Origin of the sequence: Maribacter litoralis (genome assembly GCF_003075045.1) — a bacterium.
Taxonomy (GTDB): domain Bacteria; phylum Bacteroidota; class Bacteroidia; order Flavobacteriales; family Flavobacteriaceae; genus Maribacter; species Maribacter litoralis.
In genome coordinates this window covers 1-18875 of the sequence record NZ_QCZD01000003.1, presented here as the reverse complement: position 1 = coordinate 18875, position 18875 = coordinate 1, and the positions used below count along the sequence as shown (strand labels likewise).

10 protein-coding genes and 1 rRNA gene are annotated in these 18875 nt (G+C 34.6%); 7 read left to right on the top strand and 4 right to left on the bottom strand.

From position 1 onward, the window contains the following. Positions 1–99: 99 nt before the first annotated feature. Both DCS95_RS11580 and DCS95_RS11575 read right to left on the bottom strand, forming a co-directional pair. Complete coding sequence (locus DCS95_RS11580; RefSeq protein WP_116770966.1) at positions 100–2553, bottom strand: ribonuclease HII; 2454 nt, start codon at positions 2551–2553, stop codon at positions 100–102. Positions 2554–2596: 43 nt separating this feature from the next. Continuing rightward, entirely contained in the window at positions 2597–3178 is a 582-nt protein-coding gene (locus DCS95_RS11575) for a ribonuclease HII (protein ID WP_116770965.1), read from the bottom strand. Between the two features lie 207 nt (positions 3179–3385). Here DCS95_RS11575 and DCS95_RS11570 point away from each other — a divergent pair, with 207 nt between their 5' ends. The 5 genes from DCS95_RS11570 to DCS95_RS11550 all read left to right on the top strand — a co-directional run bounded on the left by DCS95_RS11570 (position 3386) and on the right by DCS95_RS11550 (position 10988). Beyond that, positions 3386–6451, top strand: a complete 3066-nt coding sequence (locus DCS95_RS11570) for a SusC/RagA family TonB-linked outer membrane protein (protein WP_116770964.1) — start codon at positions 3386–3388, stop codon at positions 6449–6451. A 20-nt stretch (positions 6452–6471) separates the two neighbouring features. Next, positions 6472–7914, top strand: a complete 1443-nt coding sequence (locus tag DCS95_RS11565) for a RagB/SusD family nutrient uptake outer membrane protein (RefSeq protein ID WP_116770963.1) — start codon at positions 6472–6474, stop codon at positions 7912–7914. 13 nt (positions 7915–7927) lie between these two features. Then, positions 7928–8665, top strand: coding sequence for a DUF1735 domain-containing protein (locus DCS95_RS11560; protein WP_164674178.1), 738 nt, complete (start codon positions 7928–7930; stop codon positions 8663–8665). Positions 8666–8794: 129 nt separating this feature from the next. After that, positions 8795–10159 (top strand): aryl-sulfate sulfotransferase, encoded by a 1365-nt coding sequence (locus DCS95_RS11555; RefSeq protein WP_116770961.1) that lies wholly within the window; start codon positions 8795–8797, stop codon positions 10157–10159. A gap of 127 nt (positions 10160–10286) precedes the next feature. Next, a complete protein-coding gene (locus DCS95_RS11550) occupies positions 10287–10988 on the top strand; it encodes a hypothetical protein (RefSeq protein ID WP_164674177.1) in 702 nt (233 codons plus the stop codon). Positions 10989–11042: 54 nt separating this feature from the next. Here DCS95_RS11550 and DCS95_RS11545 read toward each other — a convergent pair whose 3' ends face one another. Beyond that, positions 11043–11768 (bottom strand): hypothetical protein, encoded by a 726-nt coding sequence (locus DCS95_RS11545; RefSeq protein ID WP_116770959.1) that lies wholly within the window; start codon positions 11766–11768, stop codon positions 11043–11045. Beyond that, a complete protein-coding gene (locus DCS95_RS11540; protein ID WP_244178447.1) occupies positions 11765–16036 on the bottom strand; it encodes a thrombospondin type 3 repeat-containing protein in 4272 nt (1423 codons plus the stop codon). The genes DCS95_RS11545 and DCS95_RS11540 overlap by 4 nt, the downstream gene beginning before the upstream one ends. A 168-nt stretch (positions 16037–16204) precedes the next feature. Between DCS95_RS11540 and DCS95_RS11535 the strand changes: the two genes are divergently transcribed. Both DCS95_RS11535 and DCS95_RS11525 read left to right on the top strand, forming a co-directional pair. Beyond that, complete coding sequence (locus DCS95_RS11535) at positions 16205–18196, top strand: putative porin (RefSeq protein WP_116770957.1); 1992 nt, start codon at positions 16205–16207, stop codon at positions 18194–18196. 580 nt (positions 18197–18776) lie between these two features. Next, positions 18777–18875: ribosomal RNA gene (locus tag DCS95_RS11525) — 16S ribosomal RNA — on the top strand; the annotation flags it as partial.

The window sequence follows — 18875 nt, the reverse complement described above, 5'->3', positions numbered from 1 at the left end:
CTGATTAATAACTATTTGAAAATATGAAAATCTATTGATCTATTTGAATCAAATGTATAATCGGTCAGTATTCACTTGCGGAGATATCATTTGTATGTACTATCGTATTTTGTATACATTAATGCTGTTCTCTTGGTCTTTAAAAACAAATTCGGGCTTTTTGTTTCTGTTCATATCTGCCATGTCAATAACTGAACTTCCAAAAACTGGAAAATTAGGTATGGGTTTTGCCTGGCTATCATACACATATATTTTCTGATTCTGAATGTCGGTGACAGCTACGTATATTTTATCATTGAGATAGAAAATAGTAGGTTTGGAGTATACACCTAACTCTAGTTCGATTTTTTTATCGCGTATTTGTAGGATATTATCGTTCATTATCGCTAAAGTTCTAGATGTAGCATCCATTCCATGTTCTTTAGCCAGGTTTAAATTACTTGACGAGATTTTACCTTGCGAATCTATTTGGTATAAAATTCCATCTATAGTAGTAAACGTAAACTTGTTTTGATAAAGTCTTATGGCATTGTCCGAAAATGAAAATGTGTCTTTTACATTTATTCTTGTTTTGCCTATCCTGTTTAAAATTTTAAGTTTCCCGTTTTCCAGCTTAAAAACAAGGTAGTCTTTTCTTCCAATTCTAAAGTGCTGCGGAGAATCTATAATGTTAGCTTCTGCTGTATCATAAGTAAACCCTTTTACAATATCGCCTTTACTGTTATACATGTCAACTTTTTTACCTTGAGTTACAACAAATCGATAGTTTTTATTGCCTTCGTAGTCAAATACAGATAGCGGGTTAAGGTTGCCGCCTGTGTAATTATAGGTAAATGGTTTGACCTCTTTTCCATTTCTGTCTAAAATTATGAATTCGTTGTTTGTGGTAAATGCCAACTGTAACTTGCCATTTTTAAAAAGATCAACTTGGTGTATTTTGCCTTGTATGGTACCGTTCAATTGCTTTTTCCACAGTATTTTACCTGTATTGGAAATCAGATATAGTGTATTTTCTTGGTCTTGTACCACTATTTCTTTTCTGCCGTTGTTGTGGTTGGTTACAAATTGGGGCAAAGTTGCAAGATCGGTGTTGAATTGGGTTTCAAAAGCTTGCGAAACCGTATTTTGTACCTCTTCTTTTGTAACTTTTTTAATTAAATAATTAGTGTGGTAAAATCCGTCATCGGCAATAATTTGTGAAGCGAAAACATAATCTTTTAAATTACTTTTACTCACTGAATTTGCGAGGGTATTGGATACAGATTCGTTTAAAAGTGATGAAACACCATTAAAGTTTGACACGGATAATACACTTGATGTTTGAGTGAGATTGGTTTCGATGGTTTTAAACAAGGAGGTTTTGTCAAAGGTGTCACCATTTTTAATTTTAGAAATAACCGTAGTCAAACTATTTTTAGATGTTGTGAAAATAAAGGTGTTTTCAGTTATGGTAGCATAAGGGAATTCAGTCTCCCCTACTAATGGTTGAAGAGGAACTGATATTGTATTATCTGCCTTTAATTGCCATATGTCGTTACCGTTAAACTCTTCCGAATCTACTTTTTCATTGTTAAGGTAATCTAGTAGTGTAGCAGTACCATAAGTTCTTAAAAAGAGAACTTTTTCATTTTCTATTTCGGTAAAACCTATTTCTTCAACCGTGTTTAAGAGGGAGTCTATTGTTTGGGTGGGAGTGTTGTTTAAATCCTTATTATAAATGTATTTTTTAAATTCATCAAACCCAAAAGAAGTTATATGGTTGCTGTTACTAGGAGCCAGCCTCCAAATTTTGTTCTCTATGGGTTTTGTGTTTTCAAACAACGATAAATATTGTTGATTTTTTGTATTCGGCTGTGCTATGCCGCTTAATATAAGCTCAGTGCCATGTAAAGTGGCATCGAGTGTTATCCAACTTGCAAAATCGGAAATCTTATGGTCTTTGTCTAGAAGGTGGTTAAGTAACGAATTGCCCTTGTCGATATCTAACCATATGTTTATCATTTTCTCATTATTCGCTACATCATAAAACTGTTTAAAAGAACTGTTTTTATTGGGTGTATCTATTGAGCTAATATTTTCTTGAAGTAATTGTTGAGAAGAACAGAGTACCCAATATTCTTTAAGGTTCGTGGTGTAAAAAGTACTTTCGTCAATGGTATATGCTGTAATCGTATAATTATGGTATGTAAGGCTCTCTTTACTTTTGTTAGGTAATTGGTTCCATTTATCAATGGAAAGACTATCGTTGGTAATAAATGTATAGTCTAGGTTTACGCTATCTACAGTTAGTGCAAGTAGCCCTTGTTTTATATTGGAAAAATAATTTAAACTTTTGAGAGAGGTCTTAATTTCGGAGAAAGGTTTTTCTGAACCTAGGTTGTTCAGAATTTCATTAGTTGAAAGCTCGTTTTTGACCGATTCAAAATCATTTATCTGTAGAATTAAACTGGCGTTTTCGGGTATCACTTCTAGCGGCGAGTTTTCGTTCTTTTTTTTAGATGTACAGCTAAAACATAGCAGAGCAATAACTACATAAACAAGTAATGGCCTCATGAAAATTAAATTTCTGTAAAGTTATACTATTTGAAAAATTTTTTCACTTGTCTGGTAATAGTTTAAAAGATGTTCTGTGATACTTTGTAATGCCGTATTTTTTAATTGCTGCTCTATGCTCTTTAGTGGGGTAGCCCTTGTTCTTTTTCCAATTGTACATGGGGTATTCATCATGTAGTTTAAGCATATAGGCGTCTCGTGCGGTTTTAGCTAAAACGGAAGCAGCGGCAATACTCATGTACTTAGAATCACCTTTGATTATGCACGTATGTGGTATTTTTTGGTAAGGTTTAAATCTGTTGCCATCTACAATGATATGACTAGGCAATTGTGATAAGGATTTAATGGCAGTTTGCATAGCTAAGATAGAGGCGTTTAAGATATTGATATCATCAATAGTTTTTGGTTGAATATGAGCTATGCCATAGCATATGCAATCATTTTTCAACAATGGCTCAAGTAGCTCCCTTTTGCTTTCGGTTAAGAGTTTCGAATCTGTTAAAATTGAATTCTCAAAAGTTTCTGGCAGAATTATTGCTGCGGCGGTCACAGGTCCCGCCAAACAACCTCTTCCGGCTTCATCTGTACCGGTTTCGTTAATATTTTTATAAAATTTAAGAAGCATTATGTTTTTTTTAACTTAAAATTTTGAATTTTAAATATTGATTTATTGTTAAATAATTGTTTTATTTTCAACAAATTTGTCGATTTACAGAAGAAAAAATAATAATAAGTGTTTTTTTAACATATAACTTTTTTGGGTTAAGATAGCTTTTGGAATACTAAGCAAATTTTTGGACTTTTGGCGCAAGCTAATTCAAAAACAAATTTTATGAAACAGAAGTTGACGTGGATGTTGACACCTTTATTGGTGTTCTTCATGACATTTTCCTTTGCACAGGAAAAAACAGTGACCGGTGTTGTAACCGATCAAAGCGGTTTGCCTTTACCGGGAGTGTCTGTTGTAGTTGTAGGTACAACGAACGGATCTCAAACAGATTTTGATGGTAACTATGCCATTAATGTAAATCAAGGTGACAAACTAAGATTTTCTTATTTAGGTCAAAAAACAGTGACAATGAATGTTGGTGCATCCAACACCATTAATGTACAATTGGAAGAAGATGCTGAGGCATTGGAAGAAGTTGTTGTTGTAGGTTATGGTTCTAGGTCAAAAGAACTTTCTACATCTGCAATATCTACCGTATCTACCGAAAAGATAGAGGCATTTGTTCCTTCTACCAGTATTGATAACATTTTACAGGGTCAAGCAGCCGGTGTACAAGTTACGGCAGCGAACGGTAGACCTGGTAACACTGCATTCGTTCAAATTAGAGGTGTAGGGTCTATTAATGCGCAGACTACCCCATTATATGTAATTGATGGTGTTCCAATTCCTATCGATACGGAAAGAGACTTTAATCCTATTAGTAACTTGAACCCGAGCGATATTGAGACTTTCTCAATTTTGAAAGATGCGGCTACCGTTTCTAAGTATGGTTCTCGTGGTGCGAATGGTGTTGTATTGATTACCACTAAAAAGGGTAAAGCAGGTGATGCAAGAGTTAAATTCTCTTCTTCTTATGGTTTCGGTGAAATGATTCCAAACAACTTCGATTTAATGAATACTACTCAGAAACTTGAGTTAGAGCGTCAGTATGCTGCTTTGGGTGTTGGTGCTGCTACTAGCTTGCCAGGTGCTACTGCAACTCCTGAGGAAATTTCAAGATTAAATGCGTTAGATACAGATTGGCAAGAGGCTTTGCTTAAGAATTCTATAATTCAGTCGAACAATCTTTCTGTTTCTGGTGGAGATGAAAAGTTGACATACTATTTATCGTTAGGTTATGATAAGAATACAGGTATCATTGAAAATATCGATGGTTTTGAAAGAGTTTCAGCTCGTTTGAATACCAATTACCAAGCTAAAGATTGGTTGAATATTGGAGCAAATGTTTCAGTATCACGTAGTACAACAGATTTGCCAAGGGATAGAAATAATGTTCAAAACCCATTTAGGGCTATGTATGATTATAATCCTTATGAGCCTTTGTTTTTAACGAATGATGATGGGTCATTGGTGACTGATGATCAAGGTAATAATATATATAACCCAACTAGATCAGGTTTTTCAGTTGCGAATGCTTTAATTACTGAGCCAGAGGATACTAGAAACTTGTTATTAATTGGTAATATTAGTGCTGGTATGACGTTCGGAGAGAAATTTTCTAACAATTTCAGTGTAGGTTTAATCAGTAATAGATATAATAGAACATCTCGTTCAATAGCGGGTGGTGTTTTAAATTCAATTGTCGGTTCTGCTGCTTTTCCAGGTACTCAAACAGATAATTTGAATGTTGATTTCGAATACAACGTAAATAACGTATTTACGTATTCAGATACATTTAATGGTCTTCATAACCTTTCTGCGAGTTTCTTGTTGGAGTATAATGAGAATATTGCTACGAGTATGTTTGCATCAGGTAGAGGTTTTCCTTCTCCAGATATTCCATATTTAAATGTAGCTGCAGAAGCAACTTCTGTAGGTTCAAATGAATCTAGAAGAATTTTATTCTCTCAAGGTTTATTCGTTGATTATGACTACGATGGAAGATATATTGTTTCTGGTTCTGTAAGACGTGACGGTTCTTCTAGATTTGGTCCAGATAATAAGTACGGTTATTTCTATAGTGGTAGTGCTGCTTGGAACATTGCTAATGAGAGCTTCATGGAGAATTCTATTTTCAATACGTTGAAATTAAGAGCTTCTTACGGTACTTCGGGTAACCAAAACATTGGTGATTTCCAATATTTAAACTTGTTAGATTTTGCAAATACGTATAATGGTCAAACAACTGCTTTGCCTGTTGGTGTGGGTAACCCTCAAATTCAATGGGAGTCTCAGGCTATTTTTGATGTAGGTGTTGAATTTGGTTTGTTCAACAACAGATTAAATGGTGTTGTGGATTACTTTAAGAAAAACTCTCAAGATTTATTGTTAGATCGCCCAATTTCTTATACTGTTGGTGATGAAAACAACTCTATTTTCTCAAATATTGGTGAGCTAGAGAATTCAGGTATTGAAGTTTCTTTAAGCGGAGATGTTATTAGAACTCAGAATTTTAAATGGACTCTAGGTGGTAACATTACATTTATAGACAACGAAGTTGTTGAATTGGTAGATGGTGAAGATATCATAACAGGTACATTTGGAGATAACATTTTACGTGTTGGTGAAGAGATTAATTCTTACTACGCAGTAGAATATGCAGGTGTTAACCCTGCGAATGGTGAACCTTTATATTATGATCTTGATGGAAATGTAACTAATGAATTTAGTGATAGCTTTCAACAAATTCAAGAGGGTAAATCGCCAATAGCCGATTTTGAAGGTGGTTTCTATACTGCGTTTTCTTATAAAGGTTTCGGATTAAGAGGTGATTTTGTTTACAAGGGAGGTAATTATATCTATAACTTCCAACGTTCATCAGGTATTTCAATAGGGAATATTGCTTCTAACCAAAGAGTTGAAGCGTTTAACTATTGGAAGCAGCCAGGTGATACTGATGTATTGCCAAATCCAATATATCAGAGTAATGCAGACCAAACTTCTACTAGATTCTTGGAAAAAGGGGATTATTTAAGATTACGTACTGTAACGCTTGATTACAATATGCCTAGAGATATGATAGATGGTATTGGATTGAATTCTTTGAGGTTCTTTGTATCTGGTCAGAATTTATTTACTATCACAGAATTCAATGGTGACCCAGAAGTTGGTTTAGGTTCTGCAGAATCTGGTGAGCCTGGAGATACTGGTTTTGTGCCAGGGTCATTTAACCTATTTAGCTATCCAAACACAAGGTCTTATACTTTTGGTGTTGAAGTAGGATTTTAAAAACAAAAAAAAAGTTAGAAATGAAAAATAACATAAAATTATTAGTTCTTTTATTTTCGTTCGGGTTCTTTTTGTCCTGTGACGATGAGTTAAATGATCTACAACCTTTCGTAGAAGGGAATCCTGAAACATTTTTCAATAGTGTTTCAGCCTTTCAAAACGGTGTTGATGGTGCTTATAAGCAGTTGTGGAATTATTATTCAGATCCTGGTTCAGGATTACAGGGTATACCTGACATCCTTGCGGATAATGTTATCCTTGTGAGAACAGGTAGAACTTCAAATAGTAATTATTTTGACTATAGATATGTAGCAAGTACAGGAGGAGCAATAGATTATTATTGGAGTGAAGCTTATGAGGCTGTGAATGTTGCTAATTTGGTAATAGCTCAAATCGATAATTTAGGTGATGGTGAGGATAAAGACAACATTCTAGGTCAAGCATTAGCAATTAGAGCTTGGGCTCATTTTGATTTAGTTAGAATATATGGTAAAATACCTACACAGTCTGCAGATGCAAACTCTTCTTTAGGGATTACTTATATTAAAGTCGAAGATGGTGACACCGAAGACCCGTTTGCTGAGCCTACAAGAGAAACAGTTGCTAGCAACTATGCTGAGATTATTGGCGATTTAGAAAGAGCTAGTCAGTTAATTGGTGAGGACAATGGTCAAGGTAAATTAAATACTGAAGGTGTTTATGCATTATTATCAAGAGTTTATCTTTATAACGGTGAATACCAAAAAGTAATTGATGCTGCGAATGAAGTAAGTGTGCCACTTGCTACTGCTGAAGAGTTAGAAGGTATGTATACTGATGCTAATGAAGCCGGTATCGTGGTTAAGTTAGCTATAAATACTTCATCTGAAAGTAGTGGTAATAATGTTGGGGTACTATACAGCCAAACTACATCTACTGCAGATGTTTTAGAATATGCTTTTGATTTTGATTTTTACAACAGTATTGATGAAGATGACCAAAGATTAGGTGTAATTTCTTATATCGGTGAAAATAGTGGTAATCAATACAATGCTATTAATAAATTCTTAGGTGAAACTGGGGAGGTAAATGGTCGTGTTGATGTTAAGGTAATGAGAGCTGCAGAAGTTTTGTTGAACAAAGCAGAAGCTCAGTATGAGTTAGGTCAAGATGCATTAACTACATTAAATGAACTTAGAGATTTAAGATATGTATCCTATGATGGTGGCGAATCAGGTCAAGATTTGGAAGATGCTATTCAATTTGAAAGAAGAGTTGAATTGTCTTTTGAAGGGCATAGATTCTTTGATTTAAAGCGTCGTGGCGAATCTGTACAGCGTTCAACTATGGGAGATATTATCGATGGTTCAGGAACACCTCCAGATTTCCCAACTTTAGATGCTGACAATTTCAGATTCCAATTGCCGATTCCTATTGCGGAAATCAATGCTAATCAAAACATGGTTCAGAATCCTGGATATTAAAAACAATATAATTATGAAAAAATATATATTAATAATTGCGGTATTATTTGCTTTTGTTTCTTGTGAGGAAGAAAACATAGTATTCGACAAAGAAAACGGACAAACCGGTGTCTCTTTTGCTACCACAGCATATAATGTTTCTGTCCCAGCCGAAGGCTTAACGTTAGAAGTGCCTGTAAATGTTACTACGATTTCCACTTCAGACAGGTCATTTAATGTTACGGTTGATGATGCTACTGTAGGTGATGCAACTAATTATGCACTTGGTACTGTAACAATTCCTGCAGGGGAATACAGTGGTGTATTGAATGTTTCTTTAAATTTTGACCCATTAGTCGATGGAACAGTTTATAGTTTAATTGTGAATTTAGAAGCACCTGCAGACGGAGTTGCTTTTTCTGAAACACTTGAAGTCGAATATTTTAAAGAAATCATTTGTAATGATATTGTTGTTACTGTCGTTACGGATACATATGGAGGTGAGACTACATGGGAGATTACCGATGTCGATGGAACCGTTGTAGCATCTGATGGTCCTTTTGTGAATGTTTCAGGAGGTGATACATATGTTCAAGAAGTTTACCTAGAAGACGGATGTTATACTTTTACAATATTCGATGAATATGGTGACGGTCAATCAGATGGTACAATTACTGGTAATTATACAATTACATGTTCAATTTTGAATGTATTAGAAGGAGGAGGAGCTTTTGGTTCTTCTGAAGCTAAAGAATTTTGTATAAACCAATAATAGACTAAGAAACTTCATTATAAATTATATTATAAATCAGGCTGAAGCAATTTAGCCTGATTTTTTTTTACCTTTTGATAAAGATTAGGCTTATCGTACGACAAAATATTAAACCAACTATAACTTGTTATGAAATGTAAATTATTTATCGGTGTTTTAAGTTGCCTTTTGTTAAATATTGCATGTTCTTCGGATAATGAAACTGTTGATAATTTTGAAGAAAGGGAAGAAGAAGTTGTGGAAGAGGAGTCGGTACCACAAAATCCTGTTCAAACCGAGTATCCAATTTTAGGGAAAACAGGTAGTATTTTACTATATGATAATTCTTCTTCAAAAGAAGGATATGTTTTAATCAATGAAGCTACTGAGGATCGGGTGTATTTAATGAAAAAAGATTCTGCCCAGATTATTCATGAATGGCAATTGGAATTTGGGTTGGGCAATGATGTGGAATTAATGTCAGATGGTAAGTTATTAGCTTCTTTAGGAGTAGAAAGTCCAGATTTTAGCTTTGGAGGTTTTGGTGGTATTATTCAATTAATTAATCCCGATAGCTCAATTGATTGGGAATATAGTTTGGCAAACGAAGAGCATTTAATTCACCATGATGTAGAAATGTTGCCTAATGGAAATGTATTGGCTATTGTATGGGATTTAAGATTGCCAGATGAATTAAAAGCTATTGGTTATTTAGGTAATGAGGAAAGGGTGTATACCGAGGCTATAATTGAAATCAATCCTGCATCGAATGAGACCGTTTGGAAGTGGGATTCTTGGGATCATATTGTTCAAGACGTGGATAATTCTAAACCATATTTTGGCGTTGTTGCTGAAAACCCTCAAAAAATTGATATCAACTTTATAGATGTTTTAAGGGAAGAGACAGGGCCAGATGGTGATATTATGCATGCCAATGGATTAGATTATGATCCAAATACCGATTTAATTTATTTGAGTGTCAATCAGTTTAGTGAGGTTTGGGTAATTGATCATAGTGCAACTGCAGAAGAAATCTTAACGGATACAGGTGGTAACTTTGGTAAAGGTGGCGATTTAATTTATCGTTTTGGTAATCCCACTGCTTATGACAATATGAATGGTGAGCGTTTATTCTACAACAATCATTTTCCAAATATTTTAAAAGATGGACTACCCGGTGCAGGTAATATTTTAGTGTATGGAAATGGAAATGGTGATAGCAAACAATCTGTAGTTTATGAGTTTAGTTTACCGGCGGAATTGAATTTAAGTCCAAATGAAAATAATGAACCTGAAGTTGTATGGCAATATACAAGAGATAATCTCTACTCTGCTAAAGTATCTGGAGCTCTTCGTTTGGAAAATGGTAATACATTAATTACCTCTGGTTCAATTGGGGTGATTGAAGTAACCAATGAAAAGGAAGTAGTTTGGGAATTTGAAGGAACCGGTTTTTACTGGCGATCATATCATTATGACCTGGATAGTGATGCTCTTTCTTTCTTAAACAATTAAATGGCATAATTGAATAAAGCAAATAAGAGGTGTGTTATATTTCTTCGGTTTTTAAGTTTTTAATAACAGTTTTTAAACACTCCAATTCATAATAAACAATTAAATTGATCTAAAATCAATGAATCAAATGAATAAATATTTAATGGTAATTTTCGTTGCCAATTTTGCAATTAGTAATATAAATGGACAAAATGCGTATTCGCCTGTTCCAGAAGAAGGAATAGTTAATTTCGTAACTAGTAGTTCTGAAATAGAACCAAGTAAGGCAAAAGGAAGTCCATACTTGAATGAGGAATTTGTTCATGGTGAAGTAATCGTAAACGAAAAAGTTGAAGAGGTGGGTAAAATGAGATATAATGCCTATCGCAATGAAGTTGAAATTTTAGATAATCTTTCAAAGGATTCTTATTATTCGCTTTTAAAACGGGCTTATATTAAGGTAGAAATAGAAGGCAAGTTGTATCGTATTTACACATATGTTGACAATGATAAATCTATCAAAACTAGTTATTTTACAGACTTGAATGAAGGAGGTTTAAAATTGTTGTTTAAGCCAGAAGCCTTGCTTAAGCAGGCACGTAGTCCTAGTACTTCATATGAAAAGTATTCTCCTCCAACATATGTTTGGAACAGTTCTTATTATATTTTAGACAATAGAAATAAGGATAAAGAAAATCATGCAGTTAAAATACGATTAACTAAAAATAATATTTTAGATTTTACTGGTTCCAGAAAAAATGAAATGAAATTATATATAAAGGAAAATAAGTTGAATCTTAGAAAAGAGCAAGACGTTATTACTTTCCTTAATTATTATAATTCTTTATAAACTTAGTAAATGGTAAAAAAAAGCCATAGACATGTACATGTCTATGGCTTTTTTTTACTCTACCCTAAACTCGAACAATTCGGAACTGGAGGTGTTACCAAAAGAATCTGTTGTAATTACTTTCCAGTAATAAGTATTACCCGTCATAATTGTAGCTTCGATATTTGGTTCTATGGTTGTACCTAAAGATGTTGTTGGGGCATCAATATTGTCAAATAAAACTTCATAAGATATTATGTCATCATCTACATCTGAGGTAGACCATTCTAAAGTTACTGTTGTATTCGTGTTTGAAATTGTTGCTCCTCTTTGCGGATTAATTGCTACCGCGGGAAATGGAGCGTAATTTTCAATTCCTGGTCCTTGATTATAAAATGTCCAGGTATCACTTGTTGCGGTAGACGAAGCTCCGTTGGCAAGTGAAATTACATACCATTCATATGGAGTTCCTCTATTTATTAAAACATCTGTTTGATTAGTTGATGAAATGGCCGTTGTAACACTTCCAGTATCCAGGTTTTTAATTTTTATTTCGTAAGAGTCTGTATTTTCAGAGGTAGACCATTGAAAATTTACGGTGCTTTTAGACTCGTCATTTGCATTTATTATACCTTCATTGCATTCCGTGTTGTCATCAGGGAATATAAGGGTAGCAGCACTAGGGTCTAGTACAACTGGCACAACAGGATCAATAGGGGGTTCGCTGTCGGAGCCGCCCCCACAAGAAATTAAAAGTATACTTGTTAAAAGTGTACAGCTTATGTATTTTGATATTCTCATTTTCTTATTATTTTGTAATTAGATAGCGTATTGCCAGATGATATATTTAAGATATAGACACCTGTTGCTAAATTATTTACACTTAATTTAATTTCATTATTATTAGGTATCATGGTTTTAGAAAATACGCTAATCCCATTAAGTTTATATAGGGAAATAGTAGCTTCTTGTTCTGAGTTTGAACCCAGTTGTATAGTTAAATCTCCCTCTTCGATTGGGTTGGGGTAGATAAATAATTTGTCACTTAATACAATCTCTTCAGAGTAAACACCTTGGCATTCTAAATTCGTTTTAACCGAGATTAATGTTCTAACGCTATCCAATGGTAAGGTTATCTCTTTTGCTGTAGTGGAATACATTTTTTCATTTAAAAATATGGTGTACAATTCTCCACCTTCTAAACTAAGTGTAACCTCGTTGTTCAATGAATTTATTTTAGCGGATACTAATAATGAACTGGGTTCAGAAATAATTAAATCATAACACACTTCATAATCTGCTTGATTTTCTACAGTTATACATAATTGATAATTACCGGCAGATAAATTGCCAAATATACTTTCATCTGTAAAACTATTGGTAACAGAAGTCGCTGTACTAGTTAATACCGCGTTGTATGTAAATGATGTATTTGCGGTCGTAATTATTATACTTCCATTATTACTGGCATTGCATGATCCACCTATAGTTTGAATTTGAAAGTTAGTATTAGGTAATGAAAAAACTTCGCACCCAGTTGTGTTGACTATAGTTCCATTTGGTGTGTCATTACATTGGTCAATATCATTTGGTACCCCGTCGTTATCACTATCGTTGTCGCAGAGATTTCCAATTCCATCTAGGTCATCATCTTCTTGATCTGCGTTTGCAATTAGAGGGCAGTTGTCATCGGCGTCTAAAATTCCATCGTTATCATCATCTGTATCACAAACATCACCAATTCCGTCATTATCGGTGTCCAACTGGTCAGCATTTGCAATTAATGGGCAGTTGTCGTCAATATCCAAAATTCCGTCGTCATCATCGTCTTCATCATCGGGTAAGCCATCAACAACTAAGTCATCAATTATTACCCCTTCTTGAGTAACTGAAGGGTCAGACTGAAAAACTATTCTAAATACAACATTACTTTCACCTGTTAGGTTGCGCTCACCATTGGCTGCGTTAAGATTAAAGTCATAAGCATATTCGGTCATTTCGGTATTCTCCCCGGTCCATTGTGCGCCCGGACAATTTTGACAATCATCGTCTTCTTCAGATAAGGCATTGGTTCTATTGCTATTATACCAGTTGGGTTTACTTTCTATATTGCCTAAAATATCCCATTCCAAACCACCGTCAATAGAATATTCTACATAGACGATATCAAAATTAAGTTCTAGGTCATAAGCCATGTTGAATTTAAGAACGGGGGCAATTATTGTTGACATGTCATAGCAGTTGCTGAGTAAAATAGCCTTTGTGCTATTAGGGTGTTCGCCACTTAAATTTGTTCCATATACGTTTGTACCAGAAGTGGTAGTGTTAAGTTTTGTTCCCGTGGGGGTTCCTCTTTGCCAAACAATTTCAGAACTACCGTCATTATAGTTAATTAATGATTGTTCTTCTGTCTCAAACGTATTGATTTCGCCACCAGAACCTGGTGTATTTATAAAAAATCTATTTTCAAGAGTATTGTTATCGTCATAACTGTCATTCGCAATAGTAGCTGATATTGATATATTCGAAGTGCCAAAAGGAATTGAGTTTTCAATTGGTAATTCAATTGTCTCTGTTTCATTACTCAGTAGATTACCTGTCCAAGTGTAAGTTTTAGAGTTGTCGTTAATAATGTAAGTGATGTCAATTTGTGTTATTGGGTTCAAACCTTGATTTTCAACTGTTGCAGTAGGTGCAAATGCCTCGCACAGAACTTCGTTTGAATTCGGGGTTATAGAAACGAGTCTAACTTCATTATTTGGTATTTGTATAGGTATGGAAGATTCCCAAACACCCCTTCCATAAGTAGAAGCGATTATTTTTTCTCCATCTAAATTAATTTCAAGATCACTAATTGCAACATTTGGTAAATTGGCATAATATTCTTCCCATTCTGTAATGGTGTCGTCTAGTCTATAAACACCTAAACTGGTACCAACATATATTGGGTTTTCGGTGTGTCTGCCTTGGTGAGCTATTGAGAAAAATGCTTGATCGGTTGGAATATCGAAGGTGATGTTTTCTGAAATTGTTTCTGATTCACCAATAGTAACCTTAAAAACTCCTCTTTCTGAAGGTTGTTCATTCTGTGCAATGCCCACTCTGTCAGATGTGGTAAGATAAATAATATTACTATCATTTGAGTTAATAGCCATATCTGAAATTTCAGAATCCATTACCTTAATAAGGCTAAAGGTGGCACCACCATTTCTACTTCTGTAAAGTATATTACTTTCAGCCGCAAATATAGTTTCAGGATTATTGGGGTCAACTTCAAGGTCGTCAATATTTCCTGTTCCAATTGAAGAGGAAATTTTATTCCATTGGTTATTTTCTAATTTGTACAAAGCATCAAAGCCGGCATAAACAGAACCGTCTGAGCTTATGGCTAGAGGGGTAATCCAATTTCCTTGTATGGTGTTGCCATTGGCATCTGTTGGTGCTGCAACAACTCCAACAGATTGTCCAGAATCTGAAGAGATAAATAAACTTCCTCCAAACTGAACAAAACCATAGACTAAACTACTATTGTTAGGGTCAATTTCATAATCCATACCATCTCCGCCGGTAAAAACATGCCATTGTTCTTGGTTTCTAATAAATCCGGCGTTGTCCTGTAGTCCACCTGTTATTTTACCAACATCGTTCTTTGCAACGGAAATTCTGTAGAATTGACTTATACTAATACCTGCCGTGTAATCGGTAAAAGAACTACCTCTATTTTCAGACATATAAATACCACCATCACTACCAACATAAAGTTTATTGTTGAATATTTTAATGGTATGTATATCGGCATGGGTATATCCTTGGTCTGTAACGTTCCACCTATTAATTCGAATAAAAGTATCTCCGCCGTTGGTACTTTTCCAAACATTTAGGCATCCTGTGTAAACCTCGTTAAAGTTTGTGGGAGAAACTTCTATGGCAAGATCAAACCAAGCTTGGTTCGATTCGAAAATATCTTGCTCGCTAGCCGTTCTAGTAAAAGACTCTCCACTGTCCAGTGATTTGTACAATCCACCAAAAGCAAAGCTATTACCTCCTGTTAGTGCTCGTAAAACATATACTCCAGATGGGTTTGCTTCACTAACCCCTATAGTAAGTCTACCTGAACTTGAAGGAATACCATTTGTGATTTCAACAAAATTTTCTCCGCCATCTGTGGATTTGAAAAAAGTATTTGAGGATACTGCATATATAGTGTTGGGGTCATTGGGTTTTAATTTGAAATCTTGAATATTACCACCTCTTTTAACTGTCCAAGTAGCTCCTGCATCTGTAGATTTTTGAAGACCAGCACTGGTGCTTACCCAAATGATATTCGAGTTGGTTGGATCTATGGTAATTTCGCTCATTAATAAGTTAACGTTGGAGTTGCTTGGGTTTAACCCAGTTTCATTCCAGCTATTTCCTCCATCAGTAGATTTAAAAACACCAACACTATATGAATCTGCTGCATCATCATCACCGGTTGCTATATAAACAATTTGTGAATTGTTTGGATCTACTGCTATACCTGAAACTCCTATCTGTGGAAAATCATCAAATAAATTTACCCAAGAAGAACCACTATCTGTTGATTTCCATATACCACCTGCAGGTGCACCCACATACCATATGTTTTCATTGTTTGGGTCTACGGTAATAGCATTAACCCTACCTTGCCCATTTAATGCTCCTGAATAAGTGTCGTGGGTAAAGGGACCTATTGAGTTCCAGTTGGCGATAGGGTTCGTTGCCTTACCTGTGCTTTCGTGTTTACGTTGCCAAGATTCCCATAATTGACTTGAAGTGGGGAGGTTACCATTCTTGTCGATATAATGCTTCCAATAGTTCTCCCATCTTTTGTAAGGTTTAAATCCACTGCCTTTTTTAGAATAATCCTTATCGCTCCAATACTCGTTAAATGCTTTGGAGATTTCATATAAAGAATTAGTAGAGGTAACGGTTTTGGATGTTTGTTGATTTGATTTTAATTCTTTCATCCACGGCGCATTTTCATTGAATTGCGCACTAACAGTTATAACTGCAAAAAGAGCAGCTATATTAAGAAATACTATTTTCATTAACATTTTTTTATAAAAATCAGAAAAATATTTCTTTTAATTATAGACAACGTAGTTAAATTTTGATATTAAATTGTTCGTCGATTATAGATAGGCTCATAAAGTCCTTTAAACTTTCACATTTACTTAGCAACAAAAAAATTAACTTTGCAAGGGTAATTATACTTCATGAAATATATAATTCTAGTTTTATTGTATTTGACTACTTCGATTGTTTTAGGACAAAACCCAATCGAAAGACCAGAGAAAAAGAATGACTCGCTTTCACTTGGTAAAAAGACAAAGCCAATAAACCCAAAAGAAAAAATGGAAAACGACTCTATAACTTTGACTATAGAGGATTATAAGATTATTTCTTTTGAAAGGGATACAACTTATTTAGATACCACCCTAACTATTCAAAAAGAATATAAGTACAACTATTTACGTGAAGATGATTTTGAGCTAATGCCATTTGGTAACATTGGGCAGGCATATAATGAACTTGGTGTGAATTTCGAAAGAGTAGGTAGTTATCCAAGTTTAGGCGCATTGGCGAAAGACCGTAAATACTTGGAAAGAGAACAGGTCAAATATTATAATGTTGCCACACCAATGACAGAGTTGTTTTTTAAGACAACATTGGAAGAAGGGCAATTGTTAGATGCGAATTTAGCGTTTAACACATCAAGAAGGTTAAATTTTTCAATTGGGTATATTGGGTTTCGATCTCTAGGCAAATATAATGATACACAAATAGAGTCTGGTAACTTTACTACAACAACTAATTATATATCAAAGAATGGGAGGTATACATTAAGAGCTCATATAGCTGCCCAAAATATCGAGTCGGAAGAAAATGGGGGTCTGTCAGATAGAGAGGAGCAGTTTGAGTCTGGTGACGAAGATTTTATCAATAGACCAAGAGTCGATGTATTGTTGGATGATGCCAACAATAAAATTTTAGGTAAAAGATATTACTTAGACCATCAATATAAATTGGTAAGAACACAACTCGATTCTACACGATTTGAAAAAACCGCTCTTTCCATAGGGCATAGTTTTGAATATGAGACCAAGTATTATCAATTTTTAGAAAGCAGTAACGATACTTTGTTTGGTGACGCCATATTGAGCGAAATAGATGATAAGGCTATTTTAAAAACATTTTACAACGAGGCAAATATTCAATTTTATAATAAAACCTTGGGTAAGTTGGTTGGTGGTGTTAATATGTATAATTACGACTATTACTTTAATAGTGTATTTATTGAAGAGGATGGTACAGTTATTCCTAATAGGCTTAATGGAACTGAGATTGGTTTAGTAGGTGATTATGAAAAACGAATAGGTGGTTTTGATTTCAAAGCAGATCTACGGTATAATCTATCAGGTGAATTGGCTGGCAATGTATTCAACGCATCTGCTTCATATAGCTTGAATAAGAACAACAAAATAAAATTCTCGCTGCATACATCAACAAGGTTGCCAAATTTTAATTACTTGTTATATCAAAGCGAATATTTAAACTATAACTGGAATAATAGTGAAGTTTTTGAAAAGGAGAGGGCAAGTAGCTTAAAAGGAGAGCTGTTTTCTAAAACATGGGGTAACTTAATGGTCAAATACAGTAATTTGGATAACTACACATATTTTGCTCCGGTCTCAGATGAAGAAATTGCTGATGGTATGGATAATGCTTTTATAAAACCATTGCAAGAAGGTAATACGGTATCTCATTTAAAAGTGAAGTATCAAAAGGAATTTAAAGTCGGTATGTTTGCTTTGAACAATACGGTAATGTATCAAAACGTCACTCAAGATTCTCAAGTGCTTAATGTACCTCAATTGGTGACTAGAAATACATTGTATTTTTCTTCCGATGTTTTTAAAAAAGCAATGTATTTGCAAACAGGAGTCACTTTTAAATATTTCACTGCGTATAATATGAATGGTTATAATCCTGTTCTAGGTGAATTTTATGTGCAGAACAAAGAAGAGTTGGGTGGCTATCCTTTGTTAGACTTCTTTATTAATGCAAGAATTCAGCAAACCAGAATTTATTTAAAGGCAGAACATTTCAATTCCTCTTTTTCTGGGTATGACTACTATGCCGCGCCTAATTATCCTTATCGTGACTTTGTTATACGTTTTGGGTTAGTGTGGAATTTCTTTTCTTAATAGTTAGATATTTCCATTGAAAACTATAAGTAGTAAGAGAGGTTTTAGTCTGGTTATTGTATCCCCATCAATAATCTTGTTATTTTCTTTGTATGTAAACAACGTTGAATCAGCCCGGTAGGTATCGGTTTGGAAAGTCTTCCGATTTTTTATGTAAAAAGTCTTGTGTAATGGAAAATAGGTTGTAGATTTGCACCCCGCAAACGAGGAAGATGCGAGTCGGAGTCGTTAGGGAAATAGGTTCATATATATGTTGTTTTGGTTTGGCGAAAAAAAGAAAGATATTTTTTTTCGATAAAAGTTGCCAGGTTAAAAAACAGTTGTATATTTGCAGCCGCTTAGGGAAACACCTAAGGGAAACGAAGCGAAAATGTCGTAAGATCTTTGGAGCGGAGTGGATAGAAGTTCATTGAAATATTGTGGAGATTTAAGAATCGAGTTCAGGTGAGGACCTGGGCGAGAGGAACACGAATTAAGAAACATACGAATATAATATATCGCGAGGTATATATAAGGAATTGAATCGAGAGTCGGGGCCGGGAAAGATTTTGGTTTCGTTGGGACGAATATTTACAAAACAACGATGAAGAGTTTGATCCTGGCTCAGGATGAACGCTAGCGGCAGGCCTAACACATGCAAGTCGAGGGGTAACATTTGTGCTTGCACAAGATGACGACC